15 protein-coding genes, 2 pseudogenes and 1 CRISPR repeat array are annotated in these 18,726 nt (G+C 62.5%); of the genes and pseudogenes, 3 read left to right on the top strand and 14 right to left on the bottom strand.

The genetic code is table 11. The features are described from left to right. The first annotated feature begins 944 nt into the window (after positions 1–944). Positions 945–2,573 carry an RcgA family putative transporter gene (locus BMX67_RS14355; RefSeq protein WP_245739466.1) on the top strand — a complete coding sequence of 543 codons (1,629 nt, stop codon included), beginning with the start codon at positions 945–947 and terminating at the stop codon, positions 2,571–2,573. Beyond that, positions 2,506–3,561: an alpha/beta hydrolase family protein gene (locus BMX67_RS14350; protein WP_425438985.1), complete on the top strand. Its 1,056-nt coding sequence runs from the start codon at positions 2,506–2,508 to the stop codon at positions 3,559–3,561. Before BMX67_RS14355 ends, BMX67_RS14350 begins: the two co-directional genes overlap by 68 nt. Positions 3,562–3,716: 155 nt before the next feature. Further along, a CRISPR array of direct repeats spans positions 3,717–4,111; the repeat unit is 29 nt; unit sequence CGGTTCATCCCCGCACGTGCGGGGAACAG. A 78-nt stretch (positions 4,112–4,189) separates the two neighbouring features. On the opposite strand, the gene cas2e is transcribed toward BMX67_RS14350, so the two are convergent. The 14 genes and pseudogenes from cas2e to BMX67_RS14280 form a co-directional block, all read right to left on the bottom strand. After that, positions 4,190–4,471 (bottom strand): type I-E CRISPR-associated endoribonuclease Cas2e, encoded by a 282-nt coding sequence (cas2e, locus tag BMX67_RS14345; RefSeq protein ID WP_090736418.1) that lies wholly within the window; start codon positions 4,469–4,471, stop codon positions 4,190–4,192. After that, entirely contained in the window at positions 4,468–5,400 is a 933-nt protein-coding gene (gene cas1e, locus BMX67_RS14340; RefSeq protein WP_245739464.1) for a type I-E CRISPR-associated endonuclease Cas1e, read from the bottom strand. The genes cas2e and cas1e overlap by 4 nt, the downstream gene beginning before the upstream one ends. A gap of 13 nt (positions 5,401–5,413) precedes the next feature. Next, a complete protein-coding gene (gene cas6e / locus BMX67_RS14335) occupies positions 5,414–6,148 on the bottom strand; it encodes a type I-E CRISPR-associated protein Cas6/Cse3/CasE (protein WP_090736416.1) in 735 nt (244 codons plus the stop codon). Continuing rightward, positions 6,145–6,855, bottom strand: a complete 711-nt coding sequence (gene cas5e / locus BMX67_RS14330) for a type I-E CRISPR-associated protein Cas5/CasD (RefSeq protein ID WP_175479918.1) — start codon at positions 6,853–6,855, stop codon at positions 6,145–6,147. The genes cas6e and cas5e overlap by 4 nt, the downstream gene beginning before the upstream one ends. Beyond that, the gene (gene cas7e / locus BMX67_RS14325) at positions 6,848–7,921 is read right to left on the bottom strand and encodes a type I-E CRISPR-associated protein Cas7/Cse4/CasC (protein WP_090736410.1); all 1,074 of its coding nucleotides are present in this window, start codon (positions 7,919–7,921) and stop codon (positions 6,848–6,850) included. The genes cas5e and cas7e overlap by 8 nt, the downstream gene beginning before the upstream one ends. Beyond that, positions 7,918–8,430, bottom strand: coding sequence for a type I-E CRISPR-associated protein Cse2/CasB (casB, locus tag BMX67_RS14320; protein ID WP_090736407.1), 513 nt, complete (start codon positions 8,428–8,430; stop codon positions 7,918–7,920). Before casB ends, cas7e begins: the two co-directional genes overlap by 4 nt. Beyond that, a complete protein-coding gene (casA, locus tag BMX67_RS14315; protein WP_090736404.1) occupies positions 8,427–9,893 on the bottom strand; it encodes a type I-E CRISPR-associated protein Cse1/CasA in 1,467 nt (488 codons plus the stop codon). The genes casB and casA overlap by 4 nt, the downstream gene beginning before the upstream one ends. 60 nt (positions 9,894–9,953) lie before the next feature. Continuing rightward, complete coding sequence (cas3, locus tag BMX67_RS14310) at positions 9,954–12,452, bottom strand: CRISPR-associated helicase Cas3' (RefSeq protein WP_175479917.1); 2,499 nt, start codon at positions 12,450–12,452, stop codon at positions 9,954–9,956. Positions 12,453–12,501: 49 nt separating this feature from the next. After that, positions 12,502–12,714: a replication initiation protein RepC gene (gene repC, locus BMX67_RS20060; protein ID WP_090736402.1), complete on the bottom strand. Its 213-nt coding sequence runs from the start codon at positions 12,712–12,714 to the stop codon at positions 12,502–12,504. Positions 12,715–12,787: 73 nt separating this feature from the next. After that, positions 12,788–13,297 (bottom strand): annotated as a pseudogene (locus BMX67_RS14300) (IS6 family transposase); the annotation flags it as partial. 136 nt (positions 13,298–13,433) lie between these two features. Continuing rightward, the gene (repC, locus tag BMX67_RS14295) at positions 13,434–14,645 is read right to left on the bottom strand and encodes a plasmid replication protein RepC (RefSeq protein WP_090736643.1); all 1,212 of its coding nucleotides are present in this window, start codon (positions 14,643–14,645) and stop codon (positions 13,434–13,436) included. 214 nt (positions 14,646–14,859) lie between these two features. Next, entirely contained in the window at positions 14,860–15,789 is a 930-nt protein-coding gene (gene repB, locus BMX67_RS14290) for a plasmid partitioning protein RepB (RefSeq protein ID WP_090736397.1), read from the bottom strand. Next, entirely contained in the window at positions 15,773–16,966 is a 1,194-nt protein-coding gene (repA, locus tag BMX67_RS14285) for a plasmid partitioning protein RepA (protein ID WP_009827042.1), read from the bottom strand. Before repA ends, repB begins: the two co-directional genes overlap by 17 nt. Positions 16,967–17,100: 134 nt before the next feature. Continuing rightward, positions 17,101–17,982: a recombinase family protein gene (locus BMX67_RS14280; protein ID WP_090736394.1), complete on the bottom strand. Its 882-nt coding sequence runs from the start codon at positions 17,980–17,982 to the stop codon at positions 17,101–17,103. Between the two features lie 238 nt (positions 17,983–18,220). On the opposite strand from BMX67_RS14280, the pseudogene BMX67_RS14275 reads away from it, so the two are divergent. Continuing rightward, positions 18,221–18,726, top strand: a pseudogene (locus tag BMX67_RS14275) (hypothetical protein); the annotation flags it as partial.

Genomic DNA, 18,726 nt, shown 5'->3' with positions numbered 1-18,726 from the left:
GTGCATGATCAATGATCAGTAGTCGATCCAGACATGATTGGCGGTTTCCCCATAGTCGTGATACCGTATCAGGACGGCGCGGAAGCTGCCGCGATCACCGGCTAGAGTGTTTCCTGTATGCTCTCTAGCTTGGCCTTCAACCCACCCTGGCACCAATGAAACCGACACGCTTTGGTTTTGGAAACTACCAGCATCATCGTAGAAGTGACGCATTGCAGACGCAGAGACTTCGCGTCCATCGCCCGTGCTGTATGATGATTTCGACACAAGCCAGACTTCAATCCCATCACGATAGGCGCGGACTTCGGCTGGAAGATCGCTTGGGATGGAAAAAACGCCAGATGACCCGCCCATAGGGCAATTCCAGATCTGTAGCGGTGGCTCGACCGGCCACGGGGTGATGCGTCTGATCACCTCTGCTCGCGCTGCTGAGCATTCACCCGACGCAGGGAACCCTCCAGGAAGGCAAAGAAGGATCGCGCAGTCGATAGGGTAAGCCTCGGCAGCCGAAGCCATAGCTATAGGAAGGCAGCCAGCAAGTAAGCTGAAGATAGATCGCCGCAGCAAGCGTTTAAAAATCATAATACCTATCCGCAAAGCGTTTAGGTATTACGATTACTCTGCCTTTGCATCTGAGGCAATGCCCGATTGTGCGTATGCCTTCGGCCTCACTGCAGCAGAAGGATCGAAGCTAAAATTGGCAGGAACCGAGATCTGCGAGATTTCGCCCGTGTTCCAGCGGTACTGTGCTCGAACGCCGGTGCCCTCAGGGCATGCCTGGGTCAGAATGGCTTCGCGTCTTGTCGTATGATCACTGTGCCTCATCATGCTATCCCATCAAACTTAAGTATCTAGAGCCAGTCCGAATCTGATTTCGAGCAGCAAAGGTATATCTGTGCGCCCTCGGTACTCGCTTTGTCTTCGCTGGCACGTAATGTCACGATATGATACGAAGCGGGGCGAAATCAGACGAAATTTGGATTGATATAGCATTGATAAAAAACGGAAAATATTTTTCTCTTCCTGAGGATAGTGACGACGATTTCAAGTCGCTCTTCATGCGCGTTGCGGCAGCTGGCATCGGCCGCCCCGTCGATAACGACGGGTGTCCGCAAGGGCCATGGACACCGGAGTTGCTGGCTGAGGCGATTTCACAGATCGGCCCTAACCGTAACGGGGTCGAGCTGCGGACAGTTCAGCTCTGGTTCAAGGACAATGAGAAGGGGATAAGCACAACTAATATCCGGTGGCTTGCAAGGGTTCTTGGCTGCAATGACCCGGAAGGAGCGAGCGCGTGGCAAGCCGCATTGATAAAGTCGCAAGCCCGCCTGACGACCCGTCGCCAGGCCCGTCAACTGCAGGATACAGAGAGCAAAGCGGAACGCGACGAACGGTCAGAGGACAACAGCCCTATAATGATCCACCAGGGTGATGACCCCCACGAGGGGCTCAGCCTCGCTCGCGTCTCGGAGGCAATCTTCAGTCACGGATCCCCTCTCAACTTGCCGGCTTCGGTTTTTGCAGGTGCTATCGCACTGCAATTCATCTCCTACTTCCTGTCGATCCACAGCATCACTTACGTTCGCAGTGATGGTATCAGCAAGCAGGTTGGGTTCCTTTGGGCACCAAACTGGACCTTCGTTTTCCTGATCTTCATGCCCATCTTCTTCGCTTTTGTGGCCGATCAGGTGACAACTTGGAAGAACGAGAACCGCGCCGGACTGCTATCCCAACTCAGCGAGCATGATATCCCCGATGGCTGGATGAGTCGGGTCGAGGCATCATCTTATACCTATTGGGTCGCTTTCATCCTCTGTCTCGGTTTCGCGGGAATCTTTCAGTGGGTAAGTGTTCGTCTGCGTCCGGTCCTGGATGGTGCCGGCGCGATTGCTATAGATTGGGGATCTTTGGCCTTCGTTCAGCCGGACAAATTTGGGTTCGTCAACCAGGCCTTGTTCACTGGCGCTGCGTATCTTTACATGAGCTTGTGTTTCTACCTGTTTATCGCGGGCCTCATCCTGCTGTGCAATCTGGTCGATGACTTCACACATATCGGCAGGACTCTAGAAAAGCAGCCCAAAGCAGTACCTTTAAAAAAAGTACAGGCTGCGGGTTCGAGTATCATACGAGGGATAGTCCGTGCATCGCTCTCCGGGCTTCTAGTCGCAATGTGCATGAAACTACAGAGTCTGTATGTCGTCACAGCCGCCCCGAACATCTGGCAATGGCTCACCTCGGATGCCCGGTCGGTTATGACCAGCCTCGGAGCCCAAGTGGACTGGGGCGACTACAGTATGCCAACCCATTTCACGAGCCTCTTGGTGGCTCTTTTGGCGGTTGCGGTCTATCTGTACGCTGTCATCCGCATTGGCTTAACCGCGCCTTTTCATGTGCCTTTGGCGAGACCCACGACCGCGATACTGTTTCTTGCCCTTGCCTACCTGCTAATCGGCGTCGCGGCTGGCTCCTCGATTTTGCTGGCATTCGCGATCGCGGTCGCCATTTATGGTTTTTTCGATCCTAACTTCAGCGGTCATTACAAGCGGCGAGAGGATTGTCTGCATGTATTTTAGGTTGCTGGACCGGTGGGACGAGCGCCGCGGGCAACGCAGTGCTGCTGGAAAGAAAAGGGTGGAGCTGAACCTCCGCAGAGACCTAGCCTTTCCAGAGGCCGAGAGTGTGACCACCCTAGCCGAATTTGGCGCAATAGCCGCTAGGGCCGTCGAAGACTCGTCCTCTTTCTATCGCCTGGATGATGAGGTCGCAGCGACGAGCTGGGAAGGCGGCTGGATCAGCTTCCCATCGAGAGTTTTCACCGAGACCTCCGAAAACAACACGGTTTGGGCCAAAGTTACGGAAGCCAGGTCATCCGATCATGCACTGGTCGTCTTCCATCACTGGAATGCGACCTCCCGCAACCCCCAACTTGCCCGATTTTTTGCGTGGCATGGCCTCACGGTTGTTGAGATTGCCATGCCGTACCACCTTGAACGTAACCGTCCAGGCTCTACGCACGCCGACTACATGCTAAGCGCAAATCTTGGACTCACAATCCGGTCCGTGCGCCAAGCTGTGTTGGACGGACGGCAGCTAATCGCCATTCTGCAACTGCGCGGATACAAAAAACTTTCTGTTCTCGGTATCAGCTTGGGGTCTTGGGTAGCTGGCCTTATCGCGGCCCACGATCCCACGGTCACGAAAGCGGCCTTGTTTCTCTCTGCTGGCAGCCTAGCCGATATGGTGTGGACTGGCAGTGCAACGCGCCACATTCGCGCGAGCTTTGAAGGCGAAATTGATCTACACGAGCTTCGCCGTGCTTGGGCGCCCATCAGTCTTGACAATTACGTAGATAAACTGGCCCGCCCAAGTCTCGAACTGCAATTACTGCTAGCCAAACGAGACAGGGTTGTGCTGCCCGCTTTGTCAGAGAGTCTGATCTCCAAACTGGACCGCTCGGGCGCTCGGTCGAGGGTTACCAGAGTGAACTGCGGGCACTACTCTCTCAACCTACCACCTTACATCATCAAGGCAGGGCTGGACACCGCGCGATTTCTAAGCTGAACCGCCCCGGGTTTACCGGAGAGTTTCTGGTCCAATGATTATGCTCTGCCCCCTAAAACTTGGACCTTTCTAAGCTGGAGTTTCCGGCTAAGCTTTCCTGGCTGGGAGAGGAGCGGCAAAGCATGAAGGCATCGAAGTTCACGGAGGCGCAGAAGGCGTTCATCCCCGCACGTGCGGGGAACAGTCGATGTATTGCGGCGCGTCCTTGGTCGTCCACGGTTCATCCCCGCACGTGCGGGGAACAGTGCCCCCGTCGCAGTATAGCCACGGTTTCTATCGGTTCATCCCCGCACGTGCGGGGAACAGGGGCAAGGATCTGAACACGGCTGGCCGCGATACGGTTCATCCCCGCACGTGCGGGGAACAGCCGCTGCCAACGCCAGGTTGTTCGCATACAGGCGATTCATCCCCGCACGTGCGGGGAACAGTGATATAGGTTTTTGCGTCGGGTGCTGTGCGCCGATTCATCCCCGCACGTGCGGGGAACAGTAGTGCCCCGGCCAAAGCTGCGACAGTTCAGGCGATTCATCCCCGCACGTGCGGGGAACAGACTTCTTAGAAGTCATTGGCTAAAAACGATATTCACGATGTCGCCTGCCCTACCGAAATGTCCGGCTCTCGCAGCACCCTATTCTCGAGGGAAAAAGGACACCAGCTTCAACCCGTCGAAATCGACCGGCATGCGGCGGTTGCGGCCCACGGTCATGAAATCGAAGCCCTGATCGGTCGGGGCCTTCCAGATCATCACCGCGTCGCCCTGCTCGATATAGGCTTCGACCTGATCCCAGATCCGGGACCGGGTGCGCGCGGAATAATCGCCGACGAAGACGCCCGCACGGACCTCCAACAGCCAAGCCGCCAGCCTGCCGCGCAGGCGAGGCGGCGCGTTGCTGACCACAATCACCATCATCCGCGATGACCCGCATCGCCTGCCGGATCGCCGTCCTCGAAGGCCGGGCCAATCGCGTCGGGCGGCGGTTCGGGACGGGACAACTCGCCGGCCGACAGCACGTCCTCGATGCCGGGGATGATCTTCGCCAGAAGGCCCGTGCGGCGAAAGGCGTCGCGGCACGCCAGACGCACCGCGCGGTCGGGCGGCATGTCCAGCCGCCCCTTGGCGTGCTGGCCGGCGATGCGGAACGCCTCGGGGACGACGGTGTCCAGTTTCCACAGATCCGCGATGTCATAGACGAAGGACAAGGGCTTGCCGCTGTGCAGAAACCCGATGGCGGGCGCGTATCCGGCGGCCAGAACGGCGGCCTCGGTCAGCCCGTGCAGGCAGGCGGTGGCCGCCGACAGGCAGCGGTTGGGCACATCGCCAGCCTCCCAGTCGCTGGTGTCATATTGCCGCCGCTTCCAGGTCACGCCATGCGTCTGCGCCAGCAGCTCATAGGCCTTGCGGACGCGCACGCCCTCGATCCCGCGAAGCTGGTCGATGGAACGCCGCTCGGGCGCGGGCTCGCCAAAGCGGGTCTGATACATGCGGCGCACGACGCGCAGGCGGGCGGCGGGATCCAGCGCGATGGAAGCCTGCCACAGCAGCCGGTCGGCGCGCGCCCCGCCCGGCTGACCGGCGGAATAGAGCCGAACCCCGGCCTCGCCCACCCATGTGATCAGCGTGCCCACCCGCGCGGCCAGCGCCACGGCGGCATGGCTGATCCGCGCGCCCGGCTCCAGCATGATCCCTGCAAGGCCGCCCACCGGGATATGGGTGCGCGTGCCATCCGCGTTGACCGCGACGAAGGCGCCGTCCTGCACATCCAGTTGCGCGCGTTCCACGAAGACCAGCGAGGCGCGATCCTTCATCGGGATCGGACGCGCCGGCGGCAGACCCGTCACACCTGCCCCCCGATCATGGCGCGCGGCGGACCAGCATCAGCCCGCAGCCAAAGGCCTTGGCCCGCCCGAAACCCTGCGCCATCTGCGCCACGAAATCCGCAGGCGCGGTGATGCGCAGGCGGCCCGCCATCTCGATGATGCCGAATTGCGGCTGTCCGCGCCTTTTGCCGCGATGATCCGGCAGCGGCACGACCGAATAGTCGGCGGCGGCGAAATCCAGCAGATCGAAGCCCGCGCGCGCACCCTGCCGCGCCAGCCAGTCGCGCCCGGCATCTGTCGCGGCATCCATCCGCGCCACCCGCCGCGCATCGCTGTCCTTGCCCGAGGGAAGACCGTGCAGCGCGTCCATGACCACATCGACCCGCTGCCCGCGCACTTGGGCGCCCAATTTGCGGGTCCGCGTGGCATTGGCGCGCAGCACGAAACCCAGCCGGTCGCCCGCCCGCAGATCGGGCGCGAAAGGCTTGATCTCAGGCGGATCGAACAGCCCCGCCCCGTCTGGGGCGGGCGGGCGCGGCGACAGGATCAGGAACCGGCCCTTGCCTTCGGACCGCCACAGAAAATCGCGTTCGGCACTGGCATCGCCCGCGAATAGCGACCAGATCAGCCGGTGATGGGCGTCCATGACCCGACCCCGGTCCGGGTCATGCAGCCCCACCCCGCGCGCCTCGGGCGGGTCGATCAGCGCCTTCAGCGCAGTGGTGGCGGGGCTGCGCGACAGGGTGGCGCGCGACAGATACAGGCTCATGCGCCCCCCTGCCCTGCCGGGCGATGCAGAAACTGCTTTCGCTGCCCGAAATGCCAGCGGGCGCGATCAACGGGCAGATCGTTGCGCCCCTCGACCTGATCTTCCGGCGCGATGGATGTGTCGGACGCGATCAGCCGCAGCCCGCCGCCATATCCGAACGGCGGCCGCGCGGCCTGTTCCAGCGCCGCCAGCGGCCCCTCTGCCGTCACGATCCGCGCGCCCGGAGGCGCGGCCAGAGGGCAGGATTTCCGGCCCAGATACAGCGTGAAGACGGGCCGGTGCAGGGCCGCGCGCATCGCCTCCAGCGGTGGCGGCGCGGCTGCATCCGGCCCCGGCCACATCGCCACGGCATAGGCCACGCCCACGCGGTAATCGCGCAGGGTGATCGTGGTGTTGGTCCGCCGCCCGGCCCTGCGGATGGCCGCAGGCCTGCTGTCGGGACTGCGGGCGGCGGCCGTCGGCACCGTCTCCACCGTGTGGTAATCGCGCAACGGCACCCCATCCTCGATCACGCCCACGGCAGTCCGCAGCCCGTCCAGCGCCGCGAAAGCCGCCGCATCGCCGCGCCGAATGCCCATGGCCGCAGCGACAAGCCCGATCAGCGCCGACCGCCCCGGCCAGGTCAACGAGCCGCGCCGTTCGTGCCCGGCCAATTCCCCCATCGCGCCCATCGCGGCGCAGAGGGTGAAGACCAGATGCTCAGTCATCGCAGATGGCCGAAGCCGCGAATTCCGCGATCTTGCGCAGCGTCCCCTGCGCCGCCGCCACGTCCAGCATCTCATGGCGTGCGGGGGCGCTGTCATAGGCGCGGTCGATCAGGTCGCGCATGTCGGTCAGCGCCGTGACCGAGGCCGCCATCAGATCCTCGCCCGTGACCGGCTTGAGGAAAGCGCCGGTCAGATCGCGCGGCGCGACATCGCCGATCTCGGCCAGCACGAAGCCCGCGAAAGGGTGGTGGGCATGGCTATTCTGCTTGCCGCGCGGCGTGGCCGTCGCCAGTGACCGCGCCAGCGCCTCAAGCCCCTGCCGTGCCAGCGCCCTGTCGCCCGCCAGATTCTCGACCAGCAAATCCGTATTCACGCAGGCATAAAGATAATAGACCCCCGACCCGAAGGCGTGTTCGCCCAGATGCGCGCCGCCCGCATCATCGTCGCGAGTCTTCAGGTCGTCGACGGCGGTGAAGAAATCATCCTCGGATTGCGCGCGATGGGTGGTGATGGCGTGGCCCACCTGCACGGCGGCCTCGCGGTTGAAATCGGGATTGTCGGCTAGCATCCGCCCGAACATCGCGATATCGACCGCACCCCCGGCACTGCGCAGCACCAGCTTCGCCAGTTCCTTGTCGCCCGGCACCGCCTCGCCCGCCAGAACCTGCCGCGTCAGATCCAGCGCGAAGCCGCGTTCCTCGGGCGAAATAAACGCCAGCGTCGTGCCGCTGATCCGCTCGGGGCGCTTCTTGTCGGCGGCCTCGATCTTGCCAAAGACCCTGGCCACCGCCTCCGCCGCCTCGCGCGCCTTGCCCGGCTCCACCCCCTCCTCGACCAGCACCTTACGGATCGCGTCGCCCGCCAGCTTGGTCCGCTGCCCCATCGCGCCTGACAGCCCGTCGCGGAACGGGTCCGACAGACGCAGCGCGCGCTTGATCGACTGGCTGGACAGCCGCAGCCGCGGCGCACCGCCGAAAAACGCCTCTTTCGGGCGCCCCTGATCGTCGCGGTTCGGGTTCGAGGGCGGATAGGCCGTCAGCAGATGGAATTGCACAAAGGTCGTCATTCGGTTTCCCCCGAAACATGGTCGGATACGGTCCCGGCGGGCGGTCGCGCGCCGTAATAATCAAAGCACCAGCGCACCCGCACCGGCTCGGACCAGTGGACCAGATCCGAGGCCAGCGAGGCGACGTTGCAGGCATGGCCCACCATCGGCAGCGCCCGCCGCAACCCCTGCGCCAGCGCGTCGGAGGCGTCCACCCGGATCAGCCGCTGAAACCGCAAGGGCGACAGCGCCTTCGGATCGCCCGTCCCGAAAGCCTGCGCCAGCCGCCGCGCCTCATGCCGCTCGACCTCGGCCAGAACCTGCGCCAAAGCGGCCAGCGCCTGGGGCGATATCCGCCGGTCCAGCCTGTCGTAAAGCCCGATCACCGCCGCCTCGGCCAGCACATCCACCACGCCGCGCGACCGGCGCAACCTTGCCCGCAAGGCCCGCGCCGCGCCGCCATCCTCGGGCGGGCGCAACGCGCCGCCCCACCAGCCAAGCGCCACCGCGCCCACGCTGTCACCGCTCATGCCGCCTCCCCTTTCGCCCGCGCCGCAGGCTCCAGCCCCAGCCGCAGAAACACGTCCGAGCCGGGCTTGCGCCACCCGGCCAGAACCGCACGCAGCCCGTCACGCGCCCGGATGATCCGCTCCATCGCCTCGGGCGGGCGCCGGTCCAGCCCCGGCAGCGCCTGCCGGTCGAAGATCGCGAGGGCCACCCGCGCCATGGTCGCCACCCAATCCGCAGCCACCGCCCGACCGCGCAGCAACCCCGCCAGCGCAATCTCGAAATCCGCCTGAGTCTCGACGAAGAACTCCTCGCGCAGCGCATCCAGCGCCGACCCCTCGCCAGCGACCCCCTTCAGCGCCCCGCGCAAGGCACCGCCGAACACCTCGGCCGACTGGATCATCGCGATCAGCGTCTTCTGATCGACCTCCGGCAGAACCGGCTGCCGAGACCAGACGAAATCGCGCGGCTTCATGTTGTCCATCGACCAGCCCGCCACGATCACGCTGGCCCCGGCCCGGTCGCGCGGCAGAACCCGCCGCTCGTAGCTGTCCAGACAGGCGGAGCGGCGACGCAGATCGGCCTCGTCGCCCGGCATCTCAACCACGACGCCCAGCCAGTTGCGATAGCCAAAGGCCCCCGCGCGCGGATGCAGGGGCAGCAGCTCGGCCCCCTCCTTCACCCGATAGGCGGGCGTCAGCGGATGAACCCAACCGGCGTAATTCGTTCCCCACGGCTTCTGGATCACGCCGGTGACGGCATCCCCGCCCAGCAGCCGCAACCGACGCGGCATCCCGAAAAACGCCTCGGCGGGATGGGCGGCGGCGGGGTGGATCTGCGCCCCCTTCTGCGATGTGACCGTGTCCCGCATCCACGGCAACGCATCGATATCCGCTGCGCGACCCTCGGGCACATTCGCCCAGACCAGATCCCACAAGCGACCCCTGCCCGAATCGACCAGCGTCACCATCGGCCCGCCGCCCCGCATCGAGGTCCGGTTCCCCGCCCCGCCCGAGGGCGCATGAGCCTGCAACGTATAAAGCGCCATCGCCGCCATCGGCAGATCCAGCGCCGGATACCGGCCCCGCCGCACCATCAGATCGGCATTGTTGCGCGCCGTATTGCCGCCCGCGGAATCGATGAACAGCATATCCGGGCCGGAGGCCTCACCCTCCAGCGCCTCGAGATCCTGCAGAAACCGAGGCCCCTCGCCCAGCAGATCGAAAGCCCGCGCAAAAGGCGCCAGCTTCGCCCGCAGCCGTGCCGGGTCGGCACTGCGTTCCGCCCAGTCGATATCGTCCTCGGGCGGGTCGGCCAGAAACACCAGACCGATCAGCAGTTCCAGGCAGGCGATGTTCAGATCGGCGCGCGGCCAGTCGGGAAAGATCACCCCCGGCTCGGCGATCTGATCGGGCCGGATCACCCTGTCCCCGCCATCGCTGCGCGTCACGGGGATCCAAGCGTCGGTGATCAGGTTCAAGGGCATGGCAAAATCGCAATGGTCAATGCCCCATCAGCGCAAGCGCATCCGGTCCTGTCAAGGATTTCATCGCACTATCGGGGACACAAAGCTCAGCCCGATCTCGCCGTCATAAGTCAACCCCTCGCAGATCACACCGTCCTCGACCGGGCACAGCGTCACCGCATCGCGCCGCCATTCCGGCCAGTCGCGCTTGGCCGCCGCAATCGCGGGGCTGGCCTGATCGGGCAAGGGCAGCCGGTCCAGCCGCGCCTTGGCCGCGCTGAGTTCGGACATCTGCCACAGCTCGTCCAGCGAGGTCCCCTCGCCCGCCCAGGGCACCAGACAGCCACCCTGCCACCGCGCCAGGGCCAGCTTGCGCGTCTCGCGCCCCAGCCGCGTCGGATAATGCGCATCATCCGCGCCCGAAGCCCCGCCCCGGTATCCCGCCCGAAAATCGATCACGTTCTGATCGCCCATCGAACGGCGGGCATAGCCTTCCCCGATCCGTTCCCGCTCGGCCCGTTCCAGAACCTCGGGGATCGGGTCCGCACCGTCGCCATGCACCGGCTCGATCAGGTCGCGAAGCCCCTCGGGCGCGCGGATCTCGCCCGCGCGGAACAGCAGATCGGCGGTGCGCCATTGCAGGTCCAGCGGATAGACCCATGCCCCCGCGCCCAGCACCTCGCGCAGCCAGCGGTCGTCACGGACCTCGGCAGGATCGGGTGACAGCACATGCAGCACCGGCGCCGCGACCGGACGAGCCTCACGCGGGCGCATATCCATATGCCGCCACAGCCGCCCTGCCCGCTGGATCAGCGCCGCCATCGGCGCAAGGTCCGACACCATCACATCGAAATCCAGATCCAGACTGGACTCGACCACCTGAGTCGCCACCAGCACGCGCCCTGCCCGGTCCACGCCATCGCGCCCGAACCGCGCCAGTTCCGCCGCCTCGATCCGCTTGCGGTCGCACAGCGCGAACCGAGCGTGCAGCAGCGAGGCCAGGACCCCCCGCACCCGCAGCGCCTCGACCGCCTGAATGGCATCGTCCACGGCGTTGCGGACCCATAGGCAGGCAGCCCCTTGCTTAGCATTATATTCCAATATATTCAATGCATTATCGAATTCAGGCAAGCACCCGATACCGACCGCCCCCTTGGCCGAGTCAAGCGCCCTGACCCCCTGCACCGCGCCATTGACCGACAGCGCCGGATAAGCCCGGCTGGCATCCGTCCGAACCTGCCGCCCCGCGCCCTCGGCAAAGGCCCGGCTCAGCCGGTTCCGCGCCGCCAGCGGCAAGGTCGCCGACAGCAGAATAGCCGACCCGCCCTGCCCCGCATGGACCCGCAGCAGCGTCTCCAGCAGCGCGGCCATATAGCCGTCGCCCTGAATCTCATGCGCCTCGTCCACGATCAGGATCTTCGAGGACAGCCCCCACAGCCGCAGCGCCGAAAACCGCGCCCGCATCACGGCCAGCAGCGCCTGATCGATCGTGCCGATCCCGATATCCGCCAGCAGCGCCCGCCGGCTGTTATCGGCCAACCAGGCCGTCGCGGTGACTTCGTCGCCCGTCTCGGCCCGACCCGCCACCAGATCGCGGAACGGCACCGACAGCCCTGCCCGCCCATGGGCCAGCGTCAGCGCCGGGTTGCGCATCAGCCGCCCCGCGAATGACGCGGCCCGCCTGAACATCGCATCCGCCGTCGCCGTGGTCGGAAGCCCGAAGAACAAGCCGCGCCCCTTCCCCGCCAGCAACATCCGTTGCGCAAGGACCAGCGCGGCCTCTGTCTTACCCGCGCCCGTCTCATCCTCGATCACCGCCAGCACCGGCCCTTCCGGCAGATCGATCCCGACCGCTGCCGCCTGCATGGGTCGTGGCCGGAAATCGAACAGCGACCCCGCCAGCGCCTCGGCCCCGCCAAGCCCGGCCTCGGGCACAGCCCGCCGCGCCCGAGGCCGGGCCAGTTCCAGATAGTCGATCAGGGAAAGGTCGGCCTCCCGCGCCGGAAACCACTCCGCGTTGGACCCAACCCAATCCGCCACATTCGTCAGCCCCGCCAGCCACCAGCCCAAACCAGCCGCCTGCCGCCGCCCGATCCCCTTCAGCGAAGCCTCGGGCCAAAGCGCGGCAAAGTCCCGCGCGATGGTCACCACATCCGCCCCGGCCGCGGCTCCGGCCGAGAGGCACATCTTCGAAAAGAACCGCTCATCCTGTCTGGATGGTCGCCCATGATGTCCGGCCACAGCCCCGATCAACGCCTGCATGACCCAAGGGTCCGCCTGCAATCTCTCAGCCAGAAACTCGTCCTGCGTCAGCCACGCCTCGGACAATTCCCAATGCCGAACGGTCTGCGACAGGCCCTCGCGGATCATCGCTCGAAAGCCGATCCCGACCTTGCCCAGATCGTGCAATCCGACCAGCAGCGCGAGTGCGTCCCGGACCTGCGCCGGAAAATCCTCGCGCGCGATCAGGATTTCCGCCACGGCCGCGACGTCCAGCATATGATAGACCGCCGGATGCTCCGGCCCGCCGTTACGGCCGCTTTTGCCCGGCCAATTGACGATATATGCTGGCAAATTCATGGTCGCCCCCTTTGAAGTAACAGCTGTGAAGTCTAGGCCGCCTTCCGCATCAGAGCCAACACCATCGGGCCACAAGAGCATGTACCGGTCCCATTGCGGCCATGGCCTCGGACCGAGCGGATTCCGAGATGCCTATAATCGACCGGACCAGCTCCGCGGCGCGAACAAGGTGATGCCAGTGGTGCACCTTTTCGTCAGCATAGGCTTGGATCTCACGGCAGACGGAGAGGACGAGACCTATCGGGATGAGTGGTAAGGGCATGTCAACTGGTATGGGGCCAGGCGGGATTGCCAGCTTTTTGTGATGCGTACGAATTCGGCCTGAGCGGCGTCTTTCAGGCGGTCATCTCGAGGGCGTATGCGACCCACAGCTCTTGGGAATCGGATCTGGCTTGGTGATATGATGTGGCGAAAAGGCGATAGCGGCGGGGCCTGAAGATCGGGTAGACTTGGTCATGCGCGACGAGGAACCTCTGTGCCTGCCTTGGTGACTTGAACCTACCCATAAGCTTCTCGTGCTTTCTGGTCGGCCTGTGGGGCCCTTCGATACAGTTGTTCGAGCCCCGATGCGCTCGGCGATCGGCACCCGGCGCCAATTCCCGAATTGGTTTTATGTAGCTGCGCAGCTTGTCTGGGAAGATGACACATGGTGCGCTGAACCGCTCGATCAGCACTTTCAGGAAGCGCCTTGCAGCTCTGGCGTTCCACCGGGGCTGAACCAGAATGTCGAGCACCTGACTGTCCGCGTCGACGGCGCGCCCGTGCCCGTGTTTCGTCCCGCGGATCGCGATGACGACCTCATCGAAATGCCACTTACCGCGGGCGTTGGAAGCCACTCTTCTGATCTCACTTCCAGCTTTTCTCAAACCAACAAACCTTTCCTCTCATATTCTGACACTTGCGAGAGAGGACTTTAACAGCTGTTAAGTCGTCAGTCCCGAGGTGGCGGAACAGTACGCAGTCTCTCAGCCTTAACAGCTGTTAAGCTGCAGATCGTCGTCCCATCAATGCCATGACCATCGGCCCACATGAAAACTCACCGGCCGCAGCTTTGGCAGCCAGAGCTCGCAAGTATCCACCAGGTGATCTGATGCTCTCAAAGCGTTCCAGCATTGCAGCAACTACGATCGACGCTTGCTCCGGACCCATGAACCGCTGCGCTTCTTCCCATGCAGACGCACTGATCCCCATGGCTGGCCGCACATGGCATGCCGCATCGAAAAGTTGGTGCCAATGTCGGATTTCGCCTTCGTAGAAGGTCTTGAGCGAGGGACATGCCGCGATCACCAGGTGCAGCGGGATCTTTGGTAGGTGTCTTGTGTCCTGTTCATCGACGTCAGCAACGGGCCCATCCCTGTCAACATCTGGCACGACGGCTGCCGCCCCGCTTTTTTCTAAAGCAGGTTCAAGATCTATAGAGTCTTTATTTGAATTATGATGGTGACGCTCAAATCGGGCATCATTGGCGCTCATTTCTTCTGTTTCAGAGCCATCAATTATGTTGCGTGCCTGGTCGAGGAGAGCTTCAAGATCGGCTCGATAGGCCTCGAGGTCCTCAATTGAAAGCTTGCGGCGAAGCGCGCGCGCTGTGAGGGCTGCCTTGTCGCGTAGATGATCCCAGAGGCCTAGGCCTGGCTTTATCTCGTCTCCGAACTCCGCGAGGGCCGCAAGATCACGTCGCATCAGACTTACGACCTCTCTCAAGCGCCTGACACGATCCGCAGCTTCGCGCACGACCTCAGCGGCCCGCGCGATCTCCTCGGACTGGCAGTAGAGCGGGGAAAGATCGAAGCCAAAGGCGACGCGCTCTTCGCCGTGCTTGCGGACGTAGCGCTTTCCATTGGGGCTATCACGCCGCTGGAGCAAACCAGCATCGACAAGACGCGCGAGGTGACGACGCATCGTGGAGCAGGGCATACCATTCAGGCGCTCACAGATCGCCTTGTTCGAGGGGAAGACTACCATCTCGGCGTTCCCGCCAAGTGCATCGTTTGGAAAGAAGCTGAGGAGCCCCTGCAAAACAGTCAAATCACGTTCTGACACGCCAAAGGCCGCTTGCGCCTTCGAGAGTTCGCGCAGGAGTTCCCACTTATTGACGGGTCTACCCGGAACAGATGCCTCGGGTCGCTCGATCACGCGTAGATGGGCGTGCGAGATCGTCCGCATAAACGGCGAAATCGGTGTGTACTCCATGAAAACGTCCACGAAGGCAAAATTTCTACGGCCCGCGAATCGCTTTGCGCTTGCGGGGTAGGGGCCAGAACGCTACATTCAGAAGTGCGAAAACTGAGATTTTGTAGCGGGCTGATCCCGGTGCGAAACCTTACAAAGGTCTCGTGAAGCTAGCTTCTCGGGGCCTTTTTCTTTTTTGCCTGTATCGTGCCTCCTTCTTGTTGGTTGCTCTTCCTCAGTCTTCTGAACGCTTCCAGCGCTCATGAAGCTCGGTAATCAGCTTTGAGGCATTGCCCTCCAACCAGCTGACAAATTCAGGTTCATCCGTAGTCAGATCGAGTTTTAGCTGCTTGCCTTGGCGACCGGTCTTGACTGTCGCAGCTCCGACACCGGGGATCGCCAAAGCAGGCGCGCCCTTGCGAGGCGGACTTGCTTTCCTCTCCGCGCTCTTCGCAGCTTCCAGAACTGCGAGAAACGCACGATCAGAAACCTCATCGACCGAGCCGGAACTTTCGGACTTAGCTGTATGAGCTGCGGCTTGCAGTTGGTCTCGATCACCGTCGTAGGCAACCAAGGCCTTTTTGAGTTCTTCCCATCTTGGGCGACCAATCCCAGGAGCTGCACCAATTGCCTGGATGAGTTCCTCGCCGACTGTCCGAACGACACTCAAGAGTTGTGAAACCCCAGCTTCGTGGAGGTTAAGGACTTCGGCGACACCACGATTGGTGCGCTCAGCCCCTTCCAAATGGTCACCGTCCAGAAGCGCCGTTGCAACAAGCGCACGTTCAATAAAGCTCAGATCACGACGCTCTTGGTTCTCGAGAAGCTGATCTCGAAGCGCTTGATCACCCTCAACTTCCGTGACGATGGCTCGAACTTTGATGCCGAGTTCGCGACATGCTTCTAGGCGCCTGCGGCCATAGATCAGGTTGTAGCGATGGCCTTCCAGTGGGCGGACCAATACAGGCACACGTTGACCGTTCTTGGAGATAGAGTTCTTCAGGCCCTCAACTTCAATCTGAAGCCTGTCATCCAACCGTCCTTCGGTAACAATCTGCGCCGGATCGATCTCAAATACACCACCACGCAGTCGGCGCCCTTCAAGAGCGTCAGGAGCGTTGCGAAGGGTCTGCAGCGGCAGGCCGAGTTTAGGCTTTCTTGCCATTCCGCCCCCATGTGTTCTGGATGATTTCAGCGATCTCATCGTTGACTGCGTTCATGGATTCGATCGCACGATCAAACGTCTGACGCGTGAAGTCCTTTTTGTCAGCTTCGTAGAGCGTTTGCTTGGTCAAGCCGGCATCAGAAATTGCGGTCGATTCAACCATGTGATTGGTCAGGACCGACCTCCCGAACAGTCCGCGAATGAAAGCGATGACTTCGGTTTGTGGCGCGTCGCCGACTTTGTATCGCGTTGGCAAAAAGCGCAGCCAATCGAAGCGCAGATTTGCGCCTGCATCCCTGATCACTCCCAGGAGATCCGCGGTCATTCGCAGGAATTGGGACATCGACATGAGGTCAAGCATCTGCGGGTGAACCGTCACGAGGACACCCGAGGACGCGGAAAGTGCTGACATCGTCAAGAAACCAAGCTGCGGCGGGCAGTCGATCACAACAACGTCGTAGTTCGCTTCAACACTATCGAGTGCGTCATGAACTCTCGCGAAGAACGCTTTCGCTCCGCCTCGCTGGATAGCAGCAGGCGTCTCGTGCTCGAACTCCATGAGTTCAAGGTTGCCCGGGATAAGATCAAGGCCGCGGATGTAGGTCTTGCGGATCACTTCGGCGATCGGAACCGGATCGTCATAGCGAACGGCATCATAGAGGGTTCCGCCCTCCATAAGGTCGAGTTCTGGCTGGATTCCGTGAAGAGCCGAAAGAGATGCTTGGGGGTCGAGATCGATCGCAAGAACCCTGTACCCCTTGAGCGCCAAGCGCTGAGCGAGGTGAGCAGACGTCGTCGTTTTGCCGGACCCGCCCTTGAAGTTCACCACTGAAATAACTTGAAGCTCGTCACCGTCGCGACGCCCAGGCACGTAAGTTCCAGACTTTTTTGCGTTTCCTTCAAGCGTCTGCCGGATTTCCCAGATATCGTCGAGAGTATAGCGACGATGACTTCCAGCCGTCGTCTCGACGTCAACGATCTTTCCTTCTCGATGAAGCTTCCGAAGATAGGTATGGTCGACGCCAAGGAGCTCGGCAGCTTCGCCGCTGGTCAAAGTGCGCATCACCTTCTTTGCATCCGGAGGGAAGTGTGCGGCGCGCTGAGCATGCAGGTTCGACGCGAGAAGTTCCGCGTAGTGCCCGATGGCGATGTCTAGATCCTGCTCTGCTTCGCTCATGTCTGCCCCGATCCGTGGGCGCGTTTTTTATGTGACCGCGCGTTATTTTTCGAGACTATTGCCCGACCAACCAGATTCGTGCAAGCACTTTCTAGATTTAGTGGCAATCGGTTAGGCCAACACAAGTGTGATCCTCAGAGGAGCCCCAGCTTTTCAGCACGCTCCAGCAGCATTCTGACCGAGGAAGGCTGCCAGCTGGTGCGACCGCGAGGGGTGCGCTCACGCATGGATTCCAGTCGGTCGCAGATTGCCTGCAAGGTGATCTCGGGGTCAGCACCTTTGATTGCGGCGACAATCGCAGGCAGGCGATCGTCGGTTTCGCGGCGGCCAGCTCGGGCTAGGACCTCGGCGGGTAGAAACCCGTCGCGCACCCATGCCTTCACGGCGCGGAGCAGGCGGCTTTGCGTCCAGCGCCGATCATAGGGCAGGGGGGCATTGATAATCCGCAGGACGTCTTCCCACGCCATGTCGGGGCGCAGGCGGCGCACATGCGGCACCCAATCCTGCGCTGTCTCGTTCAATCGCTCCATGTAGCCGTCCTGTCGCGCCAGCCGCACCTTGCGCAGCGCGGCAGGGTCCTTGGCGCGAAGCCCTGGGTTGCCGCCCACGCGCCCTTTGGCGCGCGCCGAAGCAAGCCCGGCCTTGGTACGCTCACGGATCAGGGCACGTTCGAACTCGGCCGCAGCGCCCAGAACTTGCAGCGTGAATTTGCCCTGCGGGGATGAGGTGTCGATGGGGTCCTGCAGGGAGCGGAAGAAGGCGCCCTTGGCCTCCAAACGCTCAATCACCTCGAGAAGGTGAGACAGAGACCGCGCAAGCCGGTCGATTCGTACGACAACCAACGTGTCGCCCTTGCCAATCCGCTCCAGCACACGTGCAAGCACCGGCCGCGCCCGATTGCCGCCCGAGGCGTGCTCTTCAAAGATCTCCACGCAACCCGCAGATTGAAGGCCCTCGGACTGGGGCAGGGGGGTCTGATCGTCTGTGGATACACGCGCATAGCCTATCAAAGGCATGAAACCGGGCCGTTTGCAATTTAAGATATCGCTACTAAACGACCGTTTGTAAACGTGTGCAACGGGTGTTTCTCTCGTCGTGCTGAGCACGAGATGCCTTGTTTTTATGGGCTGAAGCTCACGAGAAGCGCGCCAGCAGTCCCGAGAAGACAGCATGCTCGAACACCTCTATAGTAAAGAAACTAGAGAAGACTCAAATTCCATCGTCAAGCGCGCAAAATAGATTTATAATGCGCGGATGAGTGGATTTCGTCATAGATCATGGGACGAGACCGGGGTGCCTCTTGAAGACCCAGAGGCGTCCGAGGACAAGGATAATGCGGATCTCTGGTTTCTGCCCGGGCCGCTCGATGATGATGAACCGGTTTACCTGCCGCCCGGACCCGCGCCCGAGGCCAGGGAATCTGAAATCGTCGATGCATGGCGAGCGGCCGAGGCCGGGCAGGCGGCGCAGCTTGCTCGTGTCGCCGCTCGCTTGGGGATCCTCGATGAACGCTTGCGCCGAGGCCCAGCAGGCTGGCGGCAGCGGCTCGCCCTGATCGAGGCTGCTGACCTGAGTTGGTTAACGCAAGACCGGATCGGCCTTGACCGGCTGTCGCTCTACATGGCGCTGCGGGTGTCGACCGCAACGGATGATGCGCAGGCTATGTACCGGATCGGCTGGGCCGTGCGCCGACTGTCCGGCGGACCCGCGCTGCTGACGCTTCGGTCCGGAACGGACGACCTGGAGGCCTTCCTTGATCG

The sequence above is a fragment of the Paracoccus homiensis genome (assembly GCF_900111675.1).
Lineage (GTDB): Bacteria > Pseudomonadota > Alphaproteobacteria > Rhodobacterales > Rhodobacteraceae > Paracoccus > Paracoccus homiensis.
Note: the sequence above shows the minus strand (reverse complement) of the source record. Positions and strands in the feature narration are given on the sequence as shown.

Excerpts from the sequence above, each read along its gene's own strand:
- repA (WP_009827042.1), bottom strand. The coding sequence starts at position 16,966 with ATGAGCGAAGCAGAGCAGGATCTAGACATCGCCATCGGGCACTACGCG.
- cas6e (WP_090736416.1), bottom strand. The coding sequence starts at position 6,148 with ATGAGCCTGTATCTGTCGCGCGCCACCCTGTCGCGCAGCCCCGCCACC.
- repB (WP_090736397.1), bottom strand. The coding sequence starts at position 15,789 with ATGGCAAGAAAGCCTAAACTCGGCCTGCCGCTGCAGACCCTTCGCAAC.
- cas3 (WP_175479917.1), bottom strand. The coding sequence starts at position 12,452 with ATGAATTTGCCAGCATATATCGTCAATTGGCCGGGCAAAAGCGGCCGT.
- cas5e (WP_175479918.1), bottom strand. The coding sequence starts at position 6,855 with ATGACTGAGCATCTGGTCTTCACCCTCTGCGCCGCGATGGGCGCGATG.
- casB (WP_090736407.1), bottom strand. The coding sequence starts at position 8,430 with ATGAGCGGTGACAGCGTGGGCGCGGTGGCGCTTGGCTGGTGGGGCGGC.
- repC (WP_090736402.1), bottom strand. The coding sequence starts at position 12,714 with ATGCCCTTACCACTCATCCCGATAGGTCTCGTCCTCTCCGTCTGCCGT.
- cas2e (WP_090736418.1), bottom strand. The coding sequence starts at position 4,471 with ATGATGGTGATTGTGGTCAGCAACGCGCCGCCTCGCCTGCGCGGCAGG.
- cas7e (WP_090736410.1), bottom strand. The coding sequence starts at position 7,921 with ATGACGACCTTTGTGCAATTCCATCTGCTGACGGCCTATCCGCCCTCG.
- BMX67_RS14355 (WP_245739466.1), top strand. The coding sequence starts at position 945 with ATGATACGAAGCGGGGCGAAATCAGACGAAATTTGGATTGATATAGCA.
- repC (WP_090736643.1), bottom strand. The coding sequence starts at position 14,645 with ATGGAGTACACACCGATTTCGCCGTTTATGCGGACGATCTCGCACGCC.
- BMX67_RS14280 (WP_090736394.1), bottom strand. The coding sequence starts at position 17,982 with ATGCCTTTGATAGGCTATGCGCGTGTATCCACAGACGATCAGACCCCC.
- casA (WP_090736404.1), bottom strand. The coding sequence starts at position 9,893 with ATGCCCTTGAACCTGATCACCGACGCTTGGATCCCCGTGACGCGCAGC.
- BMX67_RS14350 (WP_425438985.1), top strand. The coding sequence starts at position 2,506 with ATGGTTTTTTCGATCCTAACTTCAGCGGTCATTACAAGCGGCGAGAGG.